The organism is Parafrankia colletiae (assembly GCF_001854655.1).
In the GTDB taxonomy this organism is placed as follows: Bacteria; Actinomycetota; Actinomycetes; order Frankiales; family Frankiaceae; genus Parafrankia; species Parafrankia colletiae.
Genome location: NZ_MBLM01000152.1, coordinates 106888 through 124382, shown reverse-complemented (window position 1 = coordinate 124382; position 17495 = coordinate 106888). Strand labels below are relative to the sequence as shown.

Genomic DNA, 17495 nt, shown 5'->3' with positions numbered 1-17495 from the left:
TCAGCCATGGCCCGAGGGTAGGAGACTAGAAGGGCACGGTCGAGTAGGCCTGCAGCTTCGTGAGCTGGTGCTGGCTGTCCACCCGCCGGATGGTGCCGGAACGGGAGCGCATGACGAGCGACGAGGTGTTCGCCCCGCCCGGCCGGTAGCGGACCCCGGCCAGCAGCTCCCCGTCGGTGATGCCGGTCGCCACGAAGAAGACGTTCTCGCTGTCGACCAGGTCGCGGGTCTGCAGCAGGCGGGTCGGGTCGTGGCCCGCGTCCAACACCTTCGCCCGCTCCGCGTCGTCACGTGGCCACAGCCGGCCCTGCACCACGCCGCCGGTGCAGGTCACGGCGCAGGCGGCGATGATCCCCTCCGGGGTGCCGCCGATGCCCAGCAGCAGGTCGACACCGGTGTCGGCGGAGGCGGCCATGACCGCGCCGGCCACGTCACCGTCCGAGATCAGCTTGACGCGAGCGCCGGCGACACGGATCTGGTTCACCAGCTCCGTGTGCCGCGGGCGGTCGAGAACCACCACCGTGACGTCACGCGGCAGGATGCCCTTCGCCTTCGCGACCGCGCGGATGTTGTCCTCCACCGGCGCGTCGATGTCGACGACGCTCGCCGCCTCCGGCCCGGTCACCAGCTTCTCCATGTAGAAGCAGGAGCTGGCGTCGTACATCGAGCCGCGCTCGCTGACCGCCATCACCGACACCGCGTTGTTCATGCCCTTGGCCGTCAGGGTCGTCCCGTCCACGGGGTCGACGGCGACATCGCAGTCCGGGCCTTCACCGGAGCCGACCTCCTCGCCGTTGAACAGCATGGGGGCCTCGTCCTTCTCCCCCTCGCCGATCACGACGACTCCACGCATGGACACGGTCCCGACGAGCCTGCGCATCGCGTCGACCGCGGCCTGGTCGGCGCCGTTCTTGTCGCCGCGCCCGACCCAGCGGGCGGCGGCGAGCGCGGCGGCCTCGGTCACGCGGACCAGCTCAAGCGCGAGGTTCCTGTCCGGCGCCTGGCCCTGGACGGCTAGAGATACGGGTACGGAAGCGGTCTCGGCAGCCACGGGAGGAGCGTAGTTGGCTGGCGCGCCGCGTGCCGATGGTAACGCTCCAGCACCAGGTGACAGCGCTCCGGCACCGGGCGCCAGCAGTCGGTCCGGTGCCGAGGACGGCTCCCGTACGGGCCTGCGCGGGCCCGCCGGCCGCCCGCAGGGGCCGCCACGGAACCATCGGAAAAAATCTTCGACAGGCGCGCAACCTTCGCCGGACGTGCCGCGTCAAACAGATCGATACGGGTGGCCGTCACGCGGAGGGGGCGTGACGGCCACCCGCAGCCGTTTCCGGGCCAAAGCTTCCGGATGCCGTTTCCGGGTCGATGCTTCCGGACTGATACCGGCAGGCGGAGCCGGCCAGCCCCGCCGGGCGGGGGGCATACCGCGCAGGAAGCGGTGTTCTGCTCAGGTGGCGGTGTCCGCTCAGGAAGTCGTGCCGACGGCCGCCGTGGCATCAATGGGGCGGACCGCGGCGGCGAGCGTCCGCAGATCGGCCAGCTCCGCGGCACCCGGGCCGCCGCCGTCGTCGATGATCGTGGTCACTCCGTCGACGATCCGGGTGAGCGCCAGGTGGCCGCGGTCGTCCCGCCGTTCCTCCCAGGGCTCGCCGGCAACGTCCACCGAGCCGGTGACCGGGCGGTCTCCGAGGATGGCCTGCACCGCGTCGGAGGCGTTGCTCTGCAGGAACCGGGCGAAGGTGCGGTCTTCGGGCCGGTCCACCACGTAGCCGATCGTGATCCTGGTGGTGTCACCGTCGCTGGTGCCGCCCGACGGCAGGGTCATCCGGATGGACGTCGGCTTGAACAGGTCCGGCAGGTCCCTCGGGGCCGAGGCCGGGTAGGGCGCCTGGCGCGCGTACGGGACCAGGGTGGCCTCGACGTCGACGACCTTGACCTCGGGATCCTCCGTCCCGCGCGGCATCGCGAAGATGAAGAAGACGGCGACGGCCGCCAGCACCACGCCGAGCGAGAGCACCATGTCCCGAACTGTTTCCTGACCGCGTTGACGCGCCACGCCCTCATCTTCCAGATCAGACGGCCGCACCGGCCCCGGTCGGGCCACCGGCTCGGCGACCGTCACCCACGGCCCGCACACCCGACCCTACGGCCCGCCGAACCTGTGCGGCGCTGGGTGGATCCGCCCAACGAGTGAACCCTGTCGCGGCGGTCAGGCGCCGCCCGGCCCGCTCGGGCCCCCCGGGCCCGGCTGGGGCACGGGCACGGCTGCCGCCCGTGCCGCCGGGCTCGCCGCCAGGCGGGCGCGAGCCCCGTCCAGCAGGTTCTGGCACAGGGCGGCGAGCTCCTCACCGCGCTCCCAGAGCGCCAGGGACTCCTCCAGCGCGCACCCGCCTGCCTCCAGCCGGCGGACGACGTCCTCCAGCTCCGCCCGCGCCGCCTCGTAGGTGACACCGGCGGAGGCCGCCGGCTCGCGATCAGGATCGGTCATCGTGGTCTCCCTGTCCGGAGAGGGCGTCGGCCGCGGCATCTCCGGCAGCGGGCACGGTGGCGGCGAACGTACCGCCCGCGACCCGGATCATCAGCCGCTCCCCCGGCGTGACCTCGTCCGGAGAGCGCACCACCAGGCCGTCCGCCCGCTGGATCAGGGCGTAACCGCGCTCCAGAGTCGCCGCGGGAGACAACGCGCGCATCCGTGCCGCCGCATGGGCCAGGTCACGTCCGGCGACGTCCACCGTATGGGTGACGCAGCRCCGCGCCCGCGCGCGCAGCGCGTCGACGGCCTGCTCCCGGTGCTCGACGTCGCGCAGCGGCGCCGCGAGGGCTGGCCGCCCCCGCAGGTCGGCCAGCCGGCGGGTCTCCAGGTCGAGGCGGTGGGCGAGGACCCGCCGGGCGCGCCCACGCAGAGCGTCTACCAGGGCGGACTGCTCGGCCATGTCAGGGACCACACGCTTGGCCGCGTCGGTCGGCGTGGACGCACGGACGTCGGCAACGAAATCGAGCAGAGGTGCGTCCTGCTCGTGTCCGATGGCCGACACCACAGGTGTCCGGGCGGCGACAACCGCGCGCAGCAGGGCCTCGTCGGAGAACGGCAGGAGGTCCTCCAGCGAGCCGCCGCCGCGGGCGATGACGATCACCTCGACGGCCCGGTCGGCGTCCAGCACGGCGAGTGCGTCCAGGATCTGGCCCACCGCCAGCGGCCCCTGGACGGCCACCTCACGTAGCTCGATGTGCACGGCGGGCCACCGTCGGCGGGCGTTCTCGACGACGTCCCRCTCGGCCGCGGATGCACGCCCGGTAATCAGACCGACGGCACCCGGGAGGAACGGAAGCCGTTTCTTGCGGCTCGCGGCGAAAAGTCCCTCGGCCGCCAGGGTGGACTTCAGCCGCTCCAGCCGGGCCAGCAGCGCGCCCGCGCCGAGCGGCCGGATCTCCGTGACAGCAAGGGCCAGAGTGCCCCGACCAGGGTGGAAGGACGGCCTCCCCCACACCACGACCCGCGCACCGTCGACCAGCCCGGGCCCGACCGCCTCGCACACCGCGCGCGGGCAGGTCACCCGCAGGGAGACGTCCGCGACGGGGTCGCGCAGCGTCATGAAGACCGTGCTCATGCCCGGGCGGCGGGAGATCTCGGTCACCTGACCTTCGACCCAGACCCGGCCCAGTCTGGAGATCCACTCGCCCATCGCGCGGGAGATCGTCCGTACCGGGAGCGGCTCGTCCGGCGTCRAGGTGAGGGCCACCCCCGAACGGTACGACCCGACCCGGCGGCCAAGGTCACCGGYGGTCGGGGCGATGCGCGCATCCGGGATGCTCCGCTCGGCGCCCCTTGGCGGCGGGCAGCGCCCGCGTAGACTGCTGCGACATGGGGCGGGTCCTGTTGGCCAAGCCGCGCGGCTACTGCGCGGGTGTCGATCGCGCGGTCCAGACCGTCGAGAAGGCACTCGATCTGTACGGGTCGCCGGTGTATGTACGCAAGCAGATCGTGCACAACGCCCACGTCGTCAAGACGTTGGAAGCCAAGGGCGCGATCTTCGTTGACGAGACCGACGAGGTGCCGCATGGCGCCACGGTGGTGTTCTCGGCGCACGGCGTGGCACCGACGGTCCATGAGGAGGCAGCCTCGCGTCAGCTCCGCACCATCGACGCGACGTGCCCCCTTGTCACCAAGGTGCACTCCGAGGCTCGCCGATTCGCCAAGGAGGATCTGGACATCCTCCTGATCGGTCATGAGGGCCACGAGGAGGTGGTGGGCACCACCGGCCAGGCGCCGGACCGCATTCATCTTGTGGACGGTCCGGAGGACGCGGCTGCGGTGAAGGTCCGGGACCCGAAGCGGGTCGCGTTCCTGTCGCAGACGACGCTGTCCGTTGACGAGACGATGACCACGGTGAACGCACTGCGTGAGCGGTTCCCGCATCTGCAGGGTCCGCCGAACTCCRACATCTGCTACGCCACCCAGAACCGTCAGGTGGCCGTGAAGGAGATCGCCGAAAAGGTCGACCTCCTGATCGTCGTCGGCTCGCCGAACTCGTCCAACTCGGTCCGGCTCGTCGAGGTCGCCCTCGACGCCGGGGCACCGAAGTCCTTCCTGGTGGACGATTCCACCGAGGTGGACGAGAGCTGGCTCGACGGCGTCGAGACGGTCGGTGTGACGAGCGGGGCGTCCGTGCCCGAGGAACTGGTCACAGGCGTCATGGCCTGGCTGGCCGGCCACGGGTTCAACGACGTGGAGGAAGTCACCTCCGCCGACGAGCACCTCCTGTTCGCCCTCCCGCCGGAACTGCGCCGGGACATGCGTGCCCGCGAACGGGCCACGGGCTGAGTTCAGCTCACCTTCCGACTCCGCGCCGGGTTCGGGCCGGCCGCCAGCTCACACAGTGGCGGCCAGGCCGGGCCCGGCGCCTTTTTGTGCCGTCATCCCGCTCTCCTGCCCTCCGGTGGGAGCACGATCGGGCCCTCGGCGCCCGAAGGTCCCGCCTGCGCGGCCCGGCCACCCTGGGCAGGTTCCGCGCGGCTCCTCACGGGTCGACGCGGGCGTGACGGGGCATCGCGGCGGGGCCGCCCGTCCCCCGCGGTGCGGTGTGACGATCGCCTGCGGTGACCTCGGCCGAGGCGACGGGTGCTTCTGATGTCCTAGGGTCGGCAGTGGCCGGCCTGCGCCCCGGACGTGTCCGCGGGTGGCCGGGCAAGGCGACCAGCAGACCAAGGTTGACGGACATCTCGGGAGATCGGCGTATGAGCGAGCAGGCGTCATGAGCGAGCAGGACTACCGCATCGAGCACGACAGCATGGGTGATGTGCGGGTGCCGGCCGCGGCGAAGTGGCGTGCGCAGACCCAGCGCGCGGTCGAGAACTTCCCTGTCTCCGGCCAGCGGATCTCCCGTGCCCACATCACCGCGCTCGCCCGGATCAAGGCCGCCGCGGCCACCGTGAACGCGAAGCTCGGCGTGCTGGACGGTGACATCGCCGCAGCCATCTCCGAGGCCGCCGGCGAGGTCGCCCGCGGTGACTGGGACGACCAGTTCCCCCTCGATGTCTTCCAGACCGGCAGCGGCACCTCGTCGAACATGAACACCAACGAGGTGCTGGCGTCGCTCGCCTCCGAGCGGCTCGGGCGGGCCGTCCACCCGAACGACCACGTGAACGCCTCGCAGTCGTCCAACGACGTGTTCCCCTCGTCGATCCACGTGGCGGCGACCCAGGGCATCGTGCACGAGCTCATCCCCGCCCTCGATCACCTGGCCGTCTCCCTGGAGCGCAAGGCGACGGCGTTCGCCGGTGTGGTCAAGTCGGGCCGCACCCACCTGATGGACGCCACGCCGGTGACCCTCGGCCAGGAGTTCGGCGGCTACGCGGCGGCGGTCCGGCTCGGCGTCGAGCGGCTGAACGCGGCGCTGCCCCGGATCGGCGAGCTGCCCCTCGGCGGGACGGCGGTCGGCACCGGCATCAACACGCCACCCGGCTTCTCCGCGGCCGTCATCGAGGAGCTCGCGGCCTCCACGGGCCTGCCGCTGACGGAGGCGCGCAACCACTTCGAGGCGCAGGCGTCCCGCGACGGGCTGGTCGAGGCGTCCGGCGTGCTGCGGGTGATCGCGGTGTCGCTCTACAAGATCTCCAACGACCTGCGGTGGGCGTCCTCGGGCCCGCGGGCCGGGCTCGGCGAGATCCGGCTGCCCGACCTGCAGCCCGGCTCGTCGATCATGCCGGGCAAGGTGAACCCGGTCATTCCCGAGGCTGTCTGCCAGGTCGTCGCGCAGGTCGTCGGCAACGACGCCGCGGTGGCGTTCGGCGGCTCGGCCGGCAACTTCGAGCTCAACGTGATGCTGCCGGTCATCGCGCGCAATCTGCTGGAGTCGATCCACATCCTGTCGACGATCAGCCGCCTTTTCGCCGACCGGTGCATCGACGGCATCGAGGCGGACGAGGAACGCTGCCGCCGGTATGCCGAGTCCTCGCCGTCGATCGTCACCCCGTTGAACAAGTACATCGGCTACGAGGAGGCGGCGAAGGTCGCCAAGCTGTCGCTGGCCGAGGAGAAGACGATCCGCGAGGTGGTGCTCGAGCGCGGCTACATCGCGGCGGGCAAGCTCACCGAGGAGGAGCTCGACCGGGCGCTGGACGTCCTGTCGATGACGCACCCGTAGCCGACAGGCACGAGTCGGGCCCGGCTCCCCGCAGCTGCCGGGAGCCGGGCCCTCATGCCGACGCCGTCCCCCGCGGGCCGGCACCGGGGCCGCGGGAGCCGTGGAAGACCCCCCAGCCAGCCTCCACGACCTCCGCGGCCCCGATGCATGTCCAACGAGGCACCGGAGCTTTCGTTACGGCCTCCGCTGCGGATTTTCCGACTGCCCCGCCGACGGGGGGGCACCATAGGACCACTTCACCCCCGTCCGCCGATATGTGACCATGGGCACTCAGTTACCAACTCGGCGCGCCAGATGTGTCGATGTGGGGACCTGGGAGGGAAAAGAACGCAACAACACCAGCTGCCGTGCGTTCCAGGCCGGATGGGCGGATAGCCTCGGGCGACACGACAAATGACAGGGGGAAACGACGTGCATGAGGTCGATGTCCTTGTCATCGGTTCCGGTCCCGGTGGGCAGAAGGCTGCCATCGCCGCGGCCAAGCTCGGGCGCAGCGTCGCGGTCGTCGACAAGCGGGACATGATCGGCGGCGTCTGCATCAACACGGGAACGATCCCGTCCAAGACGCTGCGCGAAGCGGTCATGTACCTGACGGGTCTGGCGCAGCGCGAGGTCTACGGACAGAGCTACCGACTCAAGGACGAGATCACCGTCTCGGACCTCTCGGCGCGAACCCAGCATGTGATCGGCCGCGAGATCGATGTGATCCGCAGCCAGCTCACGCGCAACCGGGTCCAGGTCCTCTCCGGCCTCGCCACGTTCCTCGACCCGCACACCGTGAGCGTGCGGGGGCAGGGTGGCGTCGAGGAGCGACAGGTCCGCGCAAACAAGATCATCATTGCCACCGGCACCCGGCCGGCGCGGCCGGAGTCCGTCGACTTCGACGGCCGCACGGTGGTCGACAGYGACCAGATCCTCGACCTCGACCGCATCCCGGGCTCGATGGTGGTGGTCGGTGCCGGCGTGATCGGCATCGAGTACGCCTCGATGTTCGCGGCCCTGGGCACCAAGGTCACCGTCGTGGAGCGGCGCGACCGGATGCTGGACTTCTGCGACCTGGAGATCATCGAGGCTCTCAAGTACCAGCTGCGTGATCTCGCGGTGACCTTCCGGTTCCGGGAGTCCGTGGTATCGGTCGAGCGCCACAACGGGGGCACGCTCACCCTGCTGGAGAGCGGCAAGAAGATCCCCGCCGACACGGTCATGTACTCGGCCGGCCGGCAGGGGCTCACCGAGGTGCTCCAGCTACGCAACGCCGGGCTCACCGCGGACAACCGCGGCCGCATCCTGGTCGGCCCGGACTTCCGCACCGAGGTCGACCACATCTACGCGGTCGGCGATGTGATCGGCTTCCCCGCGCTGGCGGCGACGTCCATGGAGCAGGGGCGGCTGGCCGCCTACGCCGCCTGCGGCGAGCCGTCGACGGGGATGCGGGCCGAGCTGATGCCGATCGGCATCTACACGATCCCCGAGATCTCCTACGTGGGCAGCACCGAGGACGAGCTGACCGAGCAGGCCGTCCCGTTCGAGGTCGGGGTCGCCCGCTACCGCGAACTCGCCCGCGGCGCGATCCTCGGCGACTCGTACGGAATGCTGAAGCTGCTGGTCAGCCCGGAGGATGGCCGGCTGCTCGGCATCCACGTCTTCGGGACGGGCGCGACCGAGCTGGTCCACATCGGGCAGGCCGTCATGGGGTGCGGCGGGACGGTGCACTACCTCGTCGACACCGTCTTCAACTACCCGACCCTCGCCGAGTCGTACAAGGTCGCGGCACTCGACGCGATGAACAAGATGCGGGCGGTGGCACGTATCTCCGCCCACTGAGACGCGCCCGGTCAGCCGCCTGCCGGCGGGAGCGGCACGATGTCCGCCAGGATCTCGTGGCGGTGCCGCCGGCGAGCGGGGGCCGGGCTGTCGTGAATCACCAGCAGCACGTCCTGGCCCGAACCGTCCGGGTCGGGCATCAGGCTGATGCCCTCGGCGTGGTCCAGCCCGTCGCCGTAGGGGATGTCGAGGATCTTCTCGATCTCCTTGTCGTGCACGACGACGGACGTCTCGGCCTGCGCCGCACCCCGCCAGACGTATACCCGGACGGGGCCGTCGAGGTCCATCGTCGGGCCGGTGAGCAGGAGCAGGTCGTCGCCGTGGGCCGCCATGTCCCGCACGCCGAGGCCGCCGAGGTCCAGGAAGTGCTTGCGGTAGCTGCCGCCGTCGAGTGGCGCGAGCACCAGGTCCTGGCCGTCGCTGCCGGCGACGCGCAGCTCGAGGACGACCGCCCAGCCTCGCAGCACCGGCCCCCGCAGGCCCAGGTAGATCCGTTCACCGACGACCGCCAGGCCTTCGATGTCCAGGCCGTTGTCCTTGCTGGGGATGCGCAGGAACGGCCCGAGGTGCGGGTCGTCGCGCAGCGCCCGGGTGAGCCTGGTGGGCTTGCTCAGGCCGAGGGCCGCCGCGGTCAGCGACGCACCGCTGTCGGAGGTGGGATCCGGCGCGGTGGCGGCGAGCACCGGGCCGTCCTCGGTGTCGAGGATGGGGATCCGACCGACGAGGTGGCGGTTCGCGTTGTTACTGACCCGGGCGAGCCGGGCGAGGGCGGTCTCGGTCGCGTGGTCGGACCGCACCCGCTTGCGGGTCCGGGCGTGCGAGCCGGTGAACCACAGGTAGCCGCCGGCGAGGTCGAGACCCTCRATGTCGATCTCGGGCACCACGCCGTGTTCGTCGGGCGGCTCGGGCAGGGGCAGGAAGTCCCCGACGGCGAAGCTCACGTGCCCGGCGAAGGCATCCCCGGCCGGCGACAGGGTGAGTCGCTCGATCGTCACCGTCTCGTCCCCGCCGAGCCACAGGTGCCGACCGTCGACCCGCAGCGTTGACAGCGACTCGGCGATGTCCATGACCGCGTCGTCGTCGACGAACCGGATCGGTACCGTACCCACGCCTGCCCCCTCCGCCTGTGCCCGCCACCGGCGCCGGACGGTCAGACGCGGGCGCGGGCGGACTCCAGCCGCAGCTTGTCACCTAGCTTGCCCCGCACGTCGGCGATGTTCACCCAACGCCGGGAGATCCCTTTCCCGGTGAGTTGCCCGAGGGGATGGTCGGCGAGGTGCAGCAGGAACGTGGCCTCGTAGTGGACGTGCTCCGGTTCGCGCCGGGACGGCACCGCGTCGACCGGGTACGGGGTGACGTCAACCGGCAGCACGCTCGCCGGGATCAGGCCGTTGGTCTCCACCTCCGCCTGGTCCGTCAGGTGCCGCAGGGCGGCGCCCAGCAGCGACTGGTCCTCCTGGTCGACGTGCCCGCCGGGCAGCCGCCAGGCCGGGGCGGCGCGGCCCTTCGTCTGCAGCACCTGCCAGTCGGGCGAGACGAGGACCGCGCTGCAGGTGACATGCGCCGGAGTGGTGGACGTACTGGCGATGGGTGGGCCGTGGAGTGCCAGCACGATCAGGGAGCGCAGGAGGTCCCGCTCGTCGGGATTGGCCTCGATGTACTCCAGAGCCATACCGATCACCGCATTGTTCGTGACCGTCACAAATGGAACGTACAGGTGTAAGACGCCCCACACACCCCCTGGCCGGGTGTACACCGAGGTGCTTTCATCCCTACACGGCCACCGTCCCCACACAGTAACAATAGCCGCACACCAGGACATATCCAGGCAAAAGGGAATGACCAGCCGGCCTGACGATCACCACATCACACACCGCATCGCTCGCCGGCAGGGCGCACCGCGTCACGGCCCCGGATCGCCGCACGGCGCCGCCCCCGCGACCCGACAGGGGGCCGAGGCGGAGCGGGTCGCCTTGGTGACAGGATTAGCCGCGGTCGGACGATATGCCGTTATGGTGTGATCGTTGATCTTGCGCGATCAGGCCACCCCGGACGGGTGGCACCGGCAGTCGCGCCGCGTGCGAGCAGGGGAGTGACCGGGCATGCCGAACATCACCCGCACCCAGACCCGGCGGGTCGTCGGAGACGGGCGGGGGCCGCGCCTCCTCGTCGCGGTGGGAGTGGTGGCGGCAGCCGTCACCCTGGCGGGCTGCGGAGGCGGCGGCGACGCGCTGGACGACATCCCCCGGCCGTCGGTGTCGGCCCGGCCCACGCTGCCGGCCGACCTGTCCTCGGCCCTCCCGACGGGCATTCCCACCTCGCTGCCGAGCGGAATCCCGACGGCCGTCCCGACCTCGCTGCCCGGCGTCGGACGGGTCGACACCGCCACCGGTGCCGACGCACTGAAGGGCACCAACATCCCGCCCGGCTTCCCGGTCCCGCCCGGCGCCACCGTCAAGGTGGGTGCAACCGGCGGCAGCCGCTCCACCGTGACGATGCAGGGCGTGAGCAGCGACGCCGTCCGCACCTTCTACCGCCAGGCGCTGCCGGCCGCCGGCTACGAGATCACCTCGGACGTCGGCGTCCCCGGTGTCGCCAGCTCCCTCGGGTTCCGGGGCAACGGGGTGACGGGGACCATCGGCGCCGCCGGCTCCGGCTCCACGAACGGCGTCGCGGTGGTCTTCGAGAAGCAGTGACCCGGCCCGCCGCGGCCGCTCAGCCGRCGGAGCGGTCGGCTCCGGCCGGCTGGTCCTCCGGCTGACYGGCCACCTGACCGGCGGAGCGGCGCGCGGCACCGGCCGTGGGCCGTGCCGCCASCGAGCGGGGGGCCGGCAGGTCGAAGTGGTCGCGGATCTCGGACTGCACCTCCAGCACCGACCGGCGGGCGTCCACCACGGCCACGTGCTCCTTGCGCTGGAAGATCTCCATCACCGGACGGGTCTTCATGTGGTAGTCGGAGAGCCGGACGGCGAGGGCCTCCGGGTTGTCGTCGGAGCGGGTCACGAGCGCACCGCCGCAGACGTCGCAGGTGTCCTCCACCTGTGGACGGCTGGCGATCAGGTTGTAGTCGAGGCCACACCGCGAGCACAGCCGCCGGGCCAGCACCCGGCGCACGACCTCCTCGTCGGGCAGGTCGAGGTAGATCACCCCGTCGATGTCGTAGCTCTCGAGGAAGAACTCCGCCTGACGGGCGTTGCGCGGGAAGCCGTCGATGATGAACCCGTAGTTCCAGTCGTGCTCGGTCAGCCGGGTCCGGACCACCGACTCGACGAGGTCGTCACCCACCAGGTGGCCGCTGGCGACGATCCGCCGGACCTGCGCGCCGATCTTCGTGTGGTTCTGCACGTTCCAGCGGAAGACATCTCCGACGCTGATGTGCACCAGGTCGAGCTCGTCGGCCATCAGCTTCGCCTGGGTACCCTTGCCGCTACCCTGCACGCCCATGATCACGAACTTGCGCACCGTGCCTCCCCGCGTGCTCGACGGCCTGTGGTCAGTGGYCCCCGCCCCAGYACGTACCCCCAAGAATGATGCCGGACGGAATTGTGCCCCCGGGCGTCTGGCGGGCACGTTCGGAGGGATTTCCCGGCGCGCCGGAACGCGACATCCGCCACCCCCACTCGGGTGTACTCACGTGTGACATCCGGATGACGGATCCGCGGCTACCGGGAGTTGCCGACGACACCCCGCGTATCCGCACCTACCAGGACGATGCCGTCCAATGCGGGGAGCCGGCTGCGACCGAGCACCACCTACCCGTCAGGATGGAGAGGCGCGGTTTCGCGTGAGGATTCGGGACGGGTGGGACAGCCGCGGCCGCGGGGGGACTCCCGGATCGCACGAAGGAGATTCGGGTGTCTGGGCAACTTCGCCGGCTGCTCGGCGGTGGGCTGACCGCCGCCATGCTGGCCGTGGCCGTCACGGCCTGCAGTTCCGACGGGGACGACCCCGCACCGCCCGCCTCGGTCGTGCTGGAGCGTGCGGGCGAGAGCACCGTCCCGTTCGAGGTACCGGCCGCCGRCGAGGTGGTGCTGGACGTCACCACCGAGGCCCCGGGAGCAACCTGGGGCACCGTYGGCTCGGAGTCCGCTGTGGTCTCCCTGTTCGTTGACGGCACGTACACGACGGACGTGGTGATCCCCGCGTCGTTCCCGATCCGGCGCAGCCTCGCGCTCGGCAGCCTCAGCGGGGGCAGGCACGACCTGCGCGTGCAGTTCGCGGCGGACCGCTCACCGCAGGGCTCCACCCAGGCGAAGCTGTCGAACTTCGCCTTCCGGGCGATCGGCCCCGGCGACCCGCAGTACGCGGCGGCCCGCAACGCGCCGGTGGTCTACGGGCGGACGGCGGTGAACCCGGCCCTGCTGCCGGGTACCCCCGCGACGGGCCCGTTCCAGAACGCGCTGACCGACTCGCCGCTCGTCGCCTTCCACACGGAGGCAGCGACAGCCACCGGGCACCGGCTGCTCACCTACTCCATGATCTGGAGCAATGAGGACGGCGGGACCTCGACCCCGGCCCTGATGGCCCGCTGGGGGCGCACCACCGACATCGAGTGGACCTACAAGGTCGAGGTCGACAGCGCCGGCAACGCCGTGCCCGGCAGTGCCGTCATGCAGGGCCCCGACCACATCGACGTCCCGTTCCGCGGGCAGGTCGAGGGCACCCACCCGATCCTGCAGACCTGCACCCTGAACAACAACATCTGCGACCGGACCGACGGGCAGATGCGCTTCGCCCTCGCCGCCGGCGAGCGGCTGGACCCGGTCAACGAGGCCCGCGAGCGGATCATGGACCGCAACCCGTGGACGTACTGGGTGATGGCCCAGGAGGTCAACCGCGAGGGCAAGGTCACCGAGGCGCCAGAGTCGTCGTCCACCGAGCAGATCAGCGACCCGCGCAACTACCTGTACCTGGTGATCCGCAAGTCCACCCAGGGGTCACCGAACACCGACGCGGCGTGGGTCGGGGTGTCGGTCGGCGTGCGTCTGTCCGGCAACCCGAACACGTTCCGCTCCAACCAGGTGTACCCGGTGTGGTCCATCGAGCGGGACTCCCCGGCCCAGACCGCCATCGCGCTCCCGCCGGGCACCGTCGCCGAGGACATCGCGTCCATCCAGGCCACCCGGGTGGTCGGCGAGGGGCGCGACACCGGCGCCCGGGTCCAGATCGACTCCATCGAGCAGGCGTTCTTCCTCGGCCCCGACGGGCTGCCGCAGGAGTCCTTCCTGTTCACCCCGACCCGGGCGACGCTGACCTCGGCGGCCCCGACCGCCACGCTCTTCCGCCGCCCCACCGGCACCTCCTGAGCCGACTGGGCGGGTTCACACCAGGATCACCGTCCGGTGCGCAGCGCCTGCAGCAGCCCGGCGTCGCCATGGACCTCGGGCCCGCCGCCGCCGGCAGCCCCGGGAGCGGCCGGATCGAGCCGGCCCCACAGCGCGAGCAGCACCGGGCCCGCGGGGCCGCGCAGCGCGGCGTCCCCCTTCGCGTGCTCGGTCGTCACCGTCGCGGTCGGGCCGTCCAGCCGCACGAACCACTCCCCCGGAACGTCGGTCAGGTGGACGTGCACGCTGCCCTGCCCGGGCGGCGAGAGCCCGACCGCGCGCGCCGCCGGCAGCAGCAGGGTCAGCAGCTCGTCGATGCCGTCGGCGGCCCGGTCGGGCGGGAACGCCGGCGGCTCGCCGACCGCGCCGGCGGCATCCCAGGCATGGACCAGGGTCTCGTTGGCCAGCCGGCGCGGCCAGAATCCGGCCACGCCGGGGGTGACGTGGAGGGTGAACGTCCAGGCCGGTGACCGGGGGTCGACGTCCCGGAGCACGGCGAGAACGTCGGCCACCGAACGCCGGTAGTAGTCGGCGAGCTCGGTGTCGCCCCGCGGCGGCGCCGGAACCCGCTCGGGCTCCTCGGTCGTGCCCCTCGGCAGGTGCCGCGCGGTCACGGTGAACAACCGGCCGACGTGGGATACCAGGCGGCGGCAGTCCCAGCCGGGACAGCTCGGGACCGGCGCGTCCAGATCGCGCAGCGCCGCGGTCAGCAGGGCGTCCGCGTGCGTCTCCAACAGTGCTGGGTAGTCCATCGGACGGAGTCTTGCAGCATCAGCTGGCAGGCGCCGCGGGCACGGACGGCGCGGGCCCGGTCGGCGCGGGCTGGCCGAGGTCGGCCGCGAGCCGAGTCCACAGGCCGTCCGCGGTGTCGAGCGCGGTCGTCGTGCGCGCCAGCAGCGTGCCGACAGGTTCCTGGGTGCCGTCAAAGAGGTGGCCGCAGGCCTGCGCCGCGCCGCCGTAGGCGGCCACGCCGTCGGTCCAGGCCTTCCGCGCCCCGTCCGCGGGCGCTTCCGCCACTCCCGCCGCGTCCCGCGCGGCCGTACCGAGCACGGCGCAGGCCGGCTGCAGAGCGCGCCCGTCGTTCGCGGCGACGGCGGTGCGGACGCCCTCCGCCGCCGCGACGACCTCGGCCCGTGCGGCCGCGGTGGATCCGTACCAGGCGTCGAGCTCGGCGGCGACGTCCAGGGTCGGCGGTGGGGCGGCGCCGGTCTCGGCCTCCACGCTGGTCTCGCCGCCGACCAGGAACCACACCGCGGCGACCGCGACGATCCCGATCGTGGCCAGCACCGTGATGCCGGTCCGTCGCTCCTGCCGGCTGAGTTCGTCCCAGGTTCGGAAGTCGTTGTTACGTACAAGAAGGTCATAATTACGGCGTGTCATGTGTTCTCCCACGCGCCAAGGTGTGCAGGCACAAGGCAGACGCGCAGGCAGCCACCGACGTTGCGGCGACCCGGGGCAGCCAGACCGCGGAACCTGTCGTACCCGACGCCTACGGTGTTCGCGCGGGCCGGACAACGCTTTCCCGGCGGGGYACGACACACCATGAACAGGCACACCATGAACGGGGTAACGGCCATGCGGTTGAAGGACCTGCCCACCCACGAGCGGCCCCGGGAGCGGGCCCTGGCATCCGGTGTCGAGGCGCTCGCCGACCGCGAGCTGCTCGCGCTCCTGCTGGGCTCCGGCGCCCCCGGCAGCGACGCCGTCGACCTCGCCGGGCGGCTCATCGCCCGGCACGGCGGCCTGTACGACCTCGCCCGGGCCGCGCCCGCGGAGCTGGTCGCGCACGCGGGGGTCGGCCCGGCGAAGGCCGCCCGGGTCTGTGCCGCGTTCCAGCTCGGCCACCGGGCATCCCGTCCCCCGCCGGCGCGGCGGGCGGTGGCCAGCACCGCGGCGCTGGCCGCGGTGGCCGCGCCGCACCTGCGGGGGCTGCGCGCCGAGCGGGTCATCGTGATCGTCTGCGACGGCGGTGGCACCGTCCTGCGGGCCGGCCCGTTCAGCCCGGCGATGGGTGACGGCACGTCCGACGGCAGTCCGCTGAGCGTCCGCGAGCTGCTGGCCCACGTCCTGCGCTGCGGTGGCTCGGCGTTCGGGCTCGCCCACAACCATCCGGACGGCAACCCGGAACCCAGCCGGGCCGACCGCCAGGTCACCCACCGGGTCCAGGAGGCCGCCGGCCTGGTCGGCCTGCGTTTCCTCGACCACGTGATCGTCACCGAGAAAAGCTGGCGACGGGTCGAGCCCGGCCTGGGATCATGAGGAACGGCGGGCGCGAGCGTCCCGCTCCGCGCACGGCGAGGAGGTCCGGCCCTGACCGACGAGGAGTGCGTGTTCTGCGCGATCCTGCGCGGCGAGGAGCAGGCCAGTCTGATCTACGAGGACGACGCCGTCATCGCCTTCGCCGACCACTCACCGGTGACGCCCGGCCACCTTCTGGTTGTCCCCCGCACGCACGCCGTCGGTTTGGAGGATCTGGCCGAGCCGGATGGCATCCGGGTCTGGCAGGTCGCACACCGGCTCGGGCGGGCCCTGCGCCGCTCCGGGCTGCGGTGCGAGGGAGTCAACGTCTTTCTCGCCGACGGCGAGGCCGCCTTCCAGGAGGTCTTCCACCTCCATCTCCACGTGTTCCCACGCTTCACCGGCGACACGTTCCGCATCGACGCGCACTGGGAGATCCGCGACCGCGCCGAACTCGACCAGACCGCCGCCGCCGTCCGCGCCGGCCTGGCCGCGCTCGCGCGGGGCGGGTCCGCACGAGGCGCCCACGAACCGTGGTCGTAGCCCCGTCAGGGCGCCCGGTGCAACCGGCTGACGATCGCCTCAGGACTCCGCTGACGCGACCCCGACCGGGCAGGACAGGCCGGTTCCGCCGAGCCCGCAGTAACCGTGCGGGTTCTTGCTCTCCGAGAGGTACTGCTGGTGGTACTCCTCGGCGTAGTAGAACGGGCCGGCCGGAGCGATCTCGGTGGTGATCGCCGGGTAACCGGCGGCGTCGAGGACGCGCTGGAACGCCTCCCGGCTCGCGGCGGCAGCTGTGGCCTGCGCGTCGCTGGTCGTGTAGATCGCCGAGCGGTACTGGGTACCGACGTCGTTGCCCTGCCGCATGCCCTGCGTCGGGTCGTGGCCCTCCCAGAAGACACGCAGCAGCTCGTCGTAGCTGACCTTCGCCGGGTCGTGGACGACGAGCACGGCCTCGGTGTGGCCGGTCTGCCCGGAGCAGGTCTCCTCGTAGGTCGGGTGCGGAGTGATCCCGCCCGCGTAGCCGACGGAGGTGGAGTACACGCCGGGCACCTGCCAGAACTTCCKCTCGGCGCCCCAGAAACAGCCCATGCCGAACACCGCGGTCTCCAGCCCCTCCGGGAAGGGGCCGAGCAGGGACGTCCCGAGAACGGTGTGGCGGTCAGGACCGGTGAAGATCGGAACGGTACGGCCGGGCAGTGCCTGCTCGGCCGTCGGCAGGGTCGTCTTGTGGCGACCGAAGAACATCACGAACCACCTCCGGGCTTCTCCCCGCACAACCACCGCGCCGCCCGCTTAGTTCCCGCGTCGGTGGCAGCACCCGCCGGCCGTGGGTGCCCGCGGCTCGCACCGGGCCGCCTCCGCCCCCCGGCCCGCCCCCGGTCCGGCCCCGTCGCCTGCCACTACCAGCGACGAGGCCATCGCGATGTGCTGTTGGGGATTTAGGCCAGTCTGGGCCAGTCCGGCC

Annotated in this window: 17 protein-coding genes; 7 read left to right on the top strand and 10 right to left on the bottom strand. The window is 71.9% G+C overall.

What is annotated here, in order from left to right; genetic code table 11:
* Positions 1–25 precede the first annotated feature (25 nt).
* The 4 genes from glpX to xseA form a co-directional block, all read right to left on the bottom strand.
* Positions 26–1051: a class II fructose-bisphosphatase gene (gene glpX / locus CC117_RS27370; protein WP_084132873.1), complete on the bottom strand. Its 1026-nt coding sequence runs from the start codon at positions 1049–1051 to the stop codon at positions 26–28.
* 411 nt (positions 1052–1462) lie between these two features.
* Complete coding sequence (locus CC117_RS27365; protein ID WP_084132936.1) at positions 1463–2053, bottom strand: DUF4245 domain-containing protein; 591 nt, start codon at positions 2051–2053, stop codon at positions 1463–1465.
* A gap of 153 nt (positions 2054–2206) precedes the next feature.
* Complete coding sequence (locus CC117_RS27360; protein ID WP_071089135.1) at positions 2207–2485, bottom strand: exodeoxyribonuclease VII small subunit; 279 nt, start codon at positions 2483–2485, stop codon at positions 2207–2209.
* The gene (xseA, locus tag CC117_RS27355) at positions 2472–3737 is read right to left on the bottom strand and encodes an exodeoxyribonuclease VII large subunit (RefSeq protein ID WP_071089133.1); all 1266 of its coding nucleotides are present in this window, start codon (positions 3735–3737) and stop codon (positions 2472–2474) included. Before xseA ends, CC117_RS27360 begins: the two co-directional genes overlap by 14 nt.
* A gap of 122 nt (positions 3738–3859) precedes the next feature.
* Here xseA and CC117_RS27350 point away from each other — a divergent pair, with 122 nt between their 5' ends.
* The 3 genes from CC117_RS27350 (at position 3860) to sthA (ending at position 8465) form a co-directional block, all read left to right on the top strand.
* On the top strand, positions 3860–4819 hold the full coding sequence (locus CC117_RS27350) for a 4-hydroxy-3-methylbut-2-enyl diphosphate reductase (RefSeq protein ID WP_071089131.1): 960 nt from the start codon (positions 3860–3862) through the stop codon (positions 4817–4819).
* Between the two features lie 430 nt (positions 4820–5249).
* Entirely contained in the window at positions 5250–6641 is a 1392-nt protein-coding gene (locus CC117_RS27345) for a class II fumarate hydratase (protein ID WP_071089129.1), read from the top strand.
* Positions 6642–7052: 411 nt separating this feature from the next.
* On the top strand, positions 7053–8465 hold the full coding sequence (sthA, locus tag CC117_RS27340) for a Si-specific NAD(P)(+) transhydrogenase (RefSeq protein ID WP_026310530.1): 1413 nt from the start codon (positions 7053–7055) through the stop codon (positions 8463–8465).
* An 11-nt stretch (positions 8466–8476) separates the two neighbouring features.
* Here sthA and CC117_RS27335 read toward each other — a convergent pair whose 3' ends face one another.
* Both CC117_RS27335 and CC117_RS27330 read right to left on the bottom strand, forming a co-directional pair.
* Positions 8477–9532: a DUF3616 domain-containing protein gene (locus CC117_RS27335; protein WP_407673599.1), complete on the bottom strand. Its 1056-nt coding sequence runs from the start codon at positions 9530–9532 to the stop codon at positions 8477–8479.
* An 83-nt stretch (positions 9533–9615) separates the two neighbouring features.
* The gene (locus tag CC117_RS27330) at positions 9616–10137 is read right to left on the bottom strand and encodes an NUDIX domain-containing protein (RefSeq protein WP_195905213.1); all 522 of its coding nucleotides are present in this window, start codon (positions 10135–10137) and stop codon (positions 9616–9618) included.
* 430 nt (positions 10138–10567) lie between these two features.
* On the opposite strand from CC117_RS27330, the gene CC117_RS27325 reads away from it, so the two are divergent.
* Positions 10568–11161, top strand: a complete 594-nt coding sequence (locus CC117_RS27325; RefSeq protein WP_071089125.1) for a hypothetical protein — start codon at positions 10568–10570, stop codon at positions 11159–11161.
* A 19-nt stretch (positions 11162–11180) separates the two neighbouring features.
* On the opposite strand, the gene CC117_RS27320 is transcribed toward CC117_RS27325, so the two are convergent.
* Positions 11181–11927 (bottom strand): adenylate kinase family protein, encoded by a 747-nt coding sequence (locus CC117_RS27320; protein WP_071089123.1) that lies wholly within the window; start codon positions 11925–11927, stop codon positions 11181–11183.
* Between the two features lie 392 nt (positions 11928–12319).
* Between CC117_RS27320 and CC117_RS27315 the strand changes: the two genes are divergently transcribed.
* Entirely contained in the window at positions 12320–13771 is a 1452-nt protein-coding gene (locus tag CC117_RS27315) for a hypothetical protein (protein WP_071089121.1), read from the top strand.
* A 26-nt stretch (positions 13772–13797) separates the two neighbouring features.
* On the opposite strand, the gene CC117_RS27310 is transcribed toward CC117_RS27315, so the two are convergent.
* Both CC117_RS27310 and CC117_RS27305 read right to left on the bottom strand, forming a co-directional pair.
* The gene (locus tag CC117_RS27310) at positions 13798–14541 is read right to left on the bottom strand and encodes a maleylpyruvate isomerase family mycothiol-dependent enzyme (RefSeq protein ID WP_071089119.1); all 744 of its coding nucleotides are present in this window, start codon (positions 14539–14541) and stop codon (positions 13798–13800) included.
* A 19-nt stretch (positions 14542–14560) separates the two neighbouring features.
* Positions 14561–15169 carry a hypothetical protein gene (locus CC117_RS27305; protein WP_071089117.1) on the bottom strand — a complete coding sequence of 203 codons (609 nt, stop codon included), beginning with the start codon at positions 15167–15169 and terminating at the stop codon, positions 14561–14563.
* 162 nt (positions 15170–15331) lie between these two features.
* On the opposite strand from CC117_RS27305, the gene CC117_RS27300 reads away from it, so the two are divergent.
* A complete protein-coding gene (locus tag CC117_RS27300) occupies positions 15332–16048 on the top strand; it encodes a JAB domain-containing protein (protein ID WP_241830472.1) in 717 nt (238 codons plus the stop codon).
* Positions 16049–16099: 51 nt separating this feature from the next.
* Entirely contained in the window at positions 16100–16570 is a 471-nt protein-coding gene (locus tag CC117_RS27295) for an HIT family protein (RefSeq protein ID WP_071089113.1), read from the top strand.
* Positions 16571–16609: 39 nt separating this feature from the next.
* Here CC117_RS27295 and msrA read toward each other — a convergent pair whose 3' ends face one another.
* Positions 16610–17275 carry a peptide-methionine (S)-S-oxide reductase MsrA gene (msrA, locus tag CC117_RS27290; RefSeq protein ID WP_071089110.1) on the bottom strand — a complete coding sequence of 222 codons (666 nt, stop codon included), beginning with the start codon at positions 17273–17275 and terminating at the stop codon, positions 16610–16612.
* Between the last annotated feature and the right edge of the window lie 220 nt (positions 17276–17495).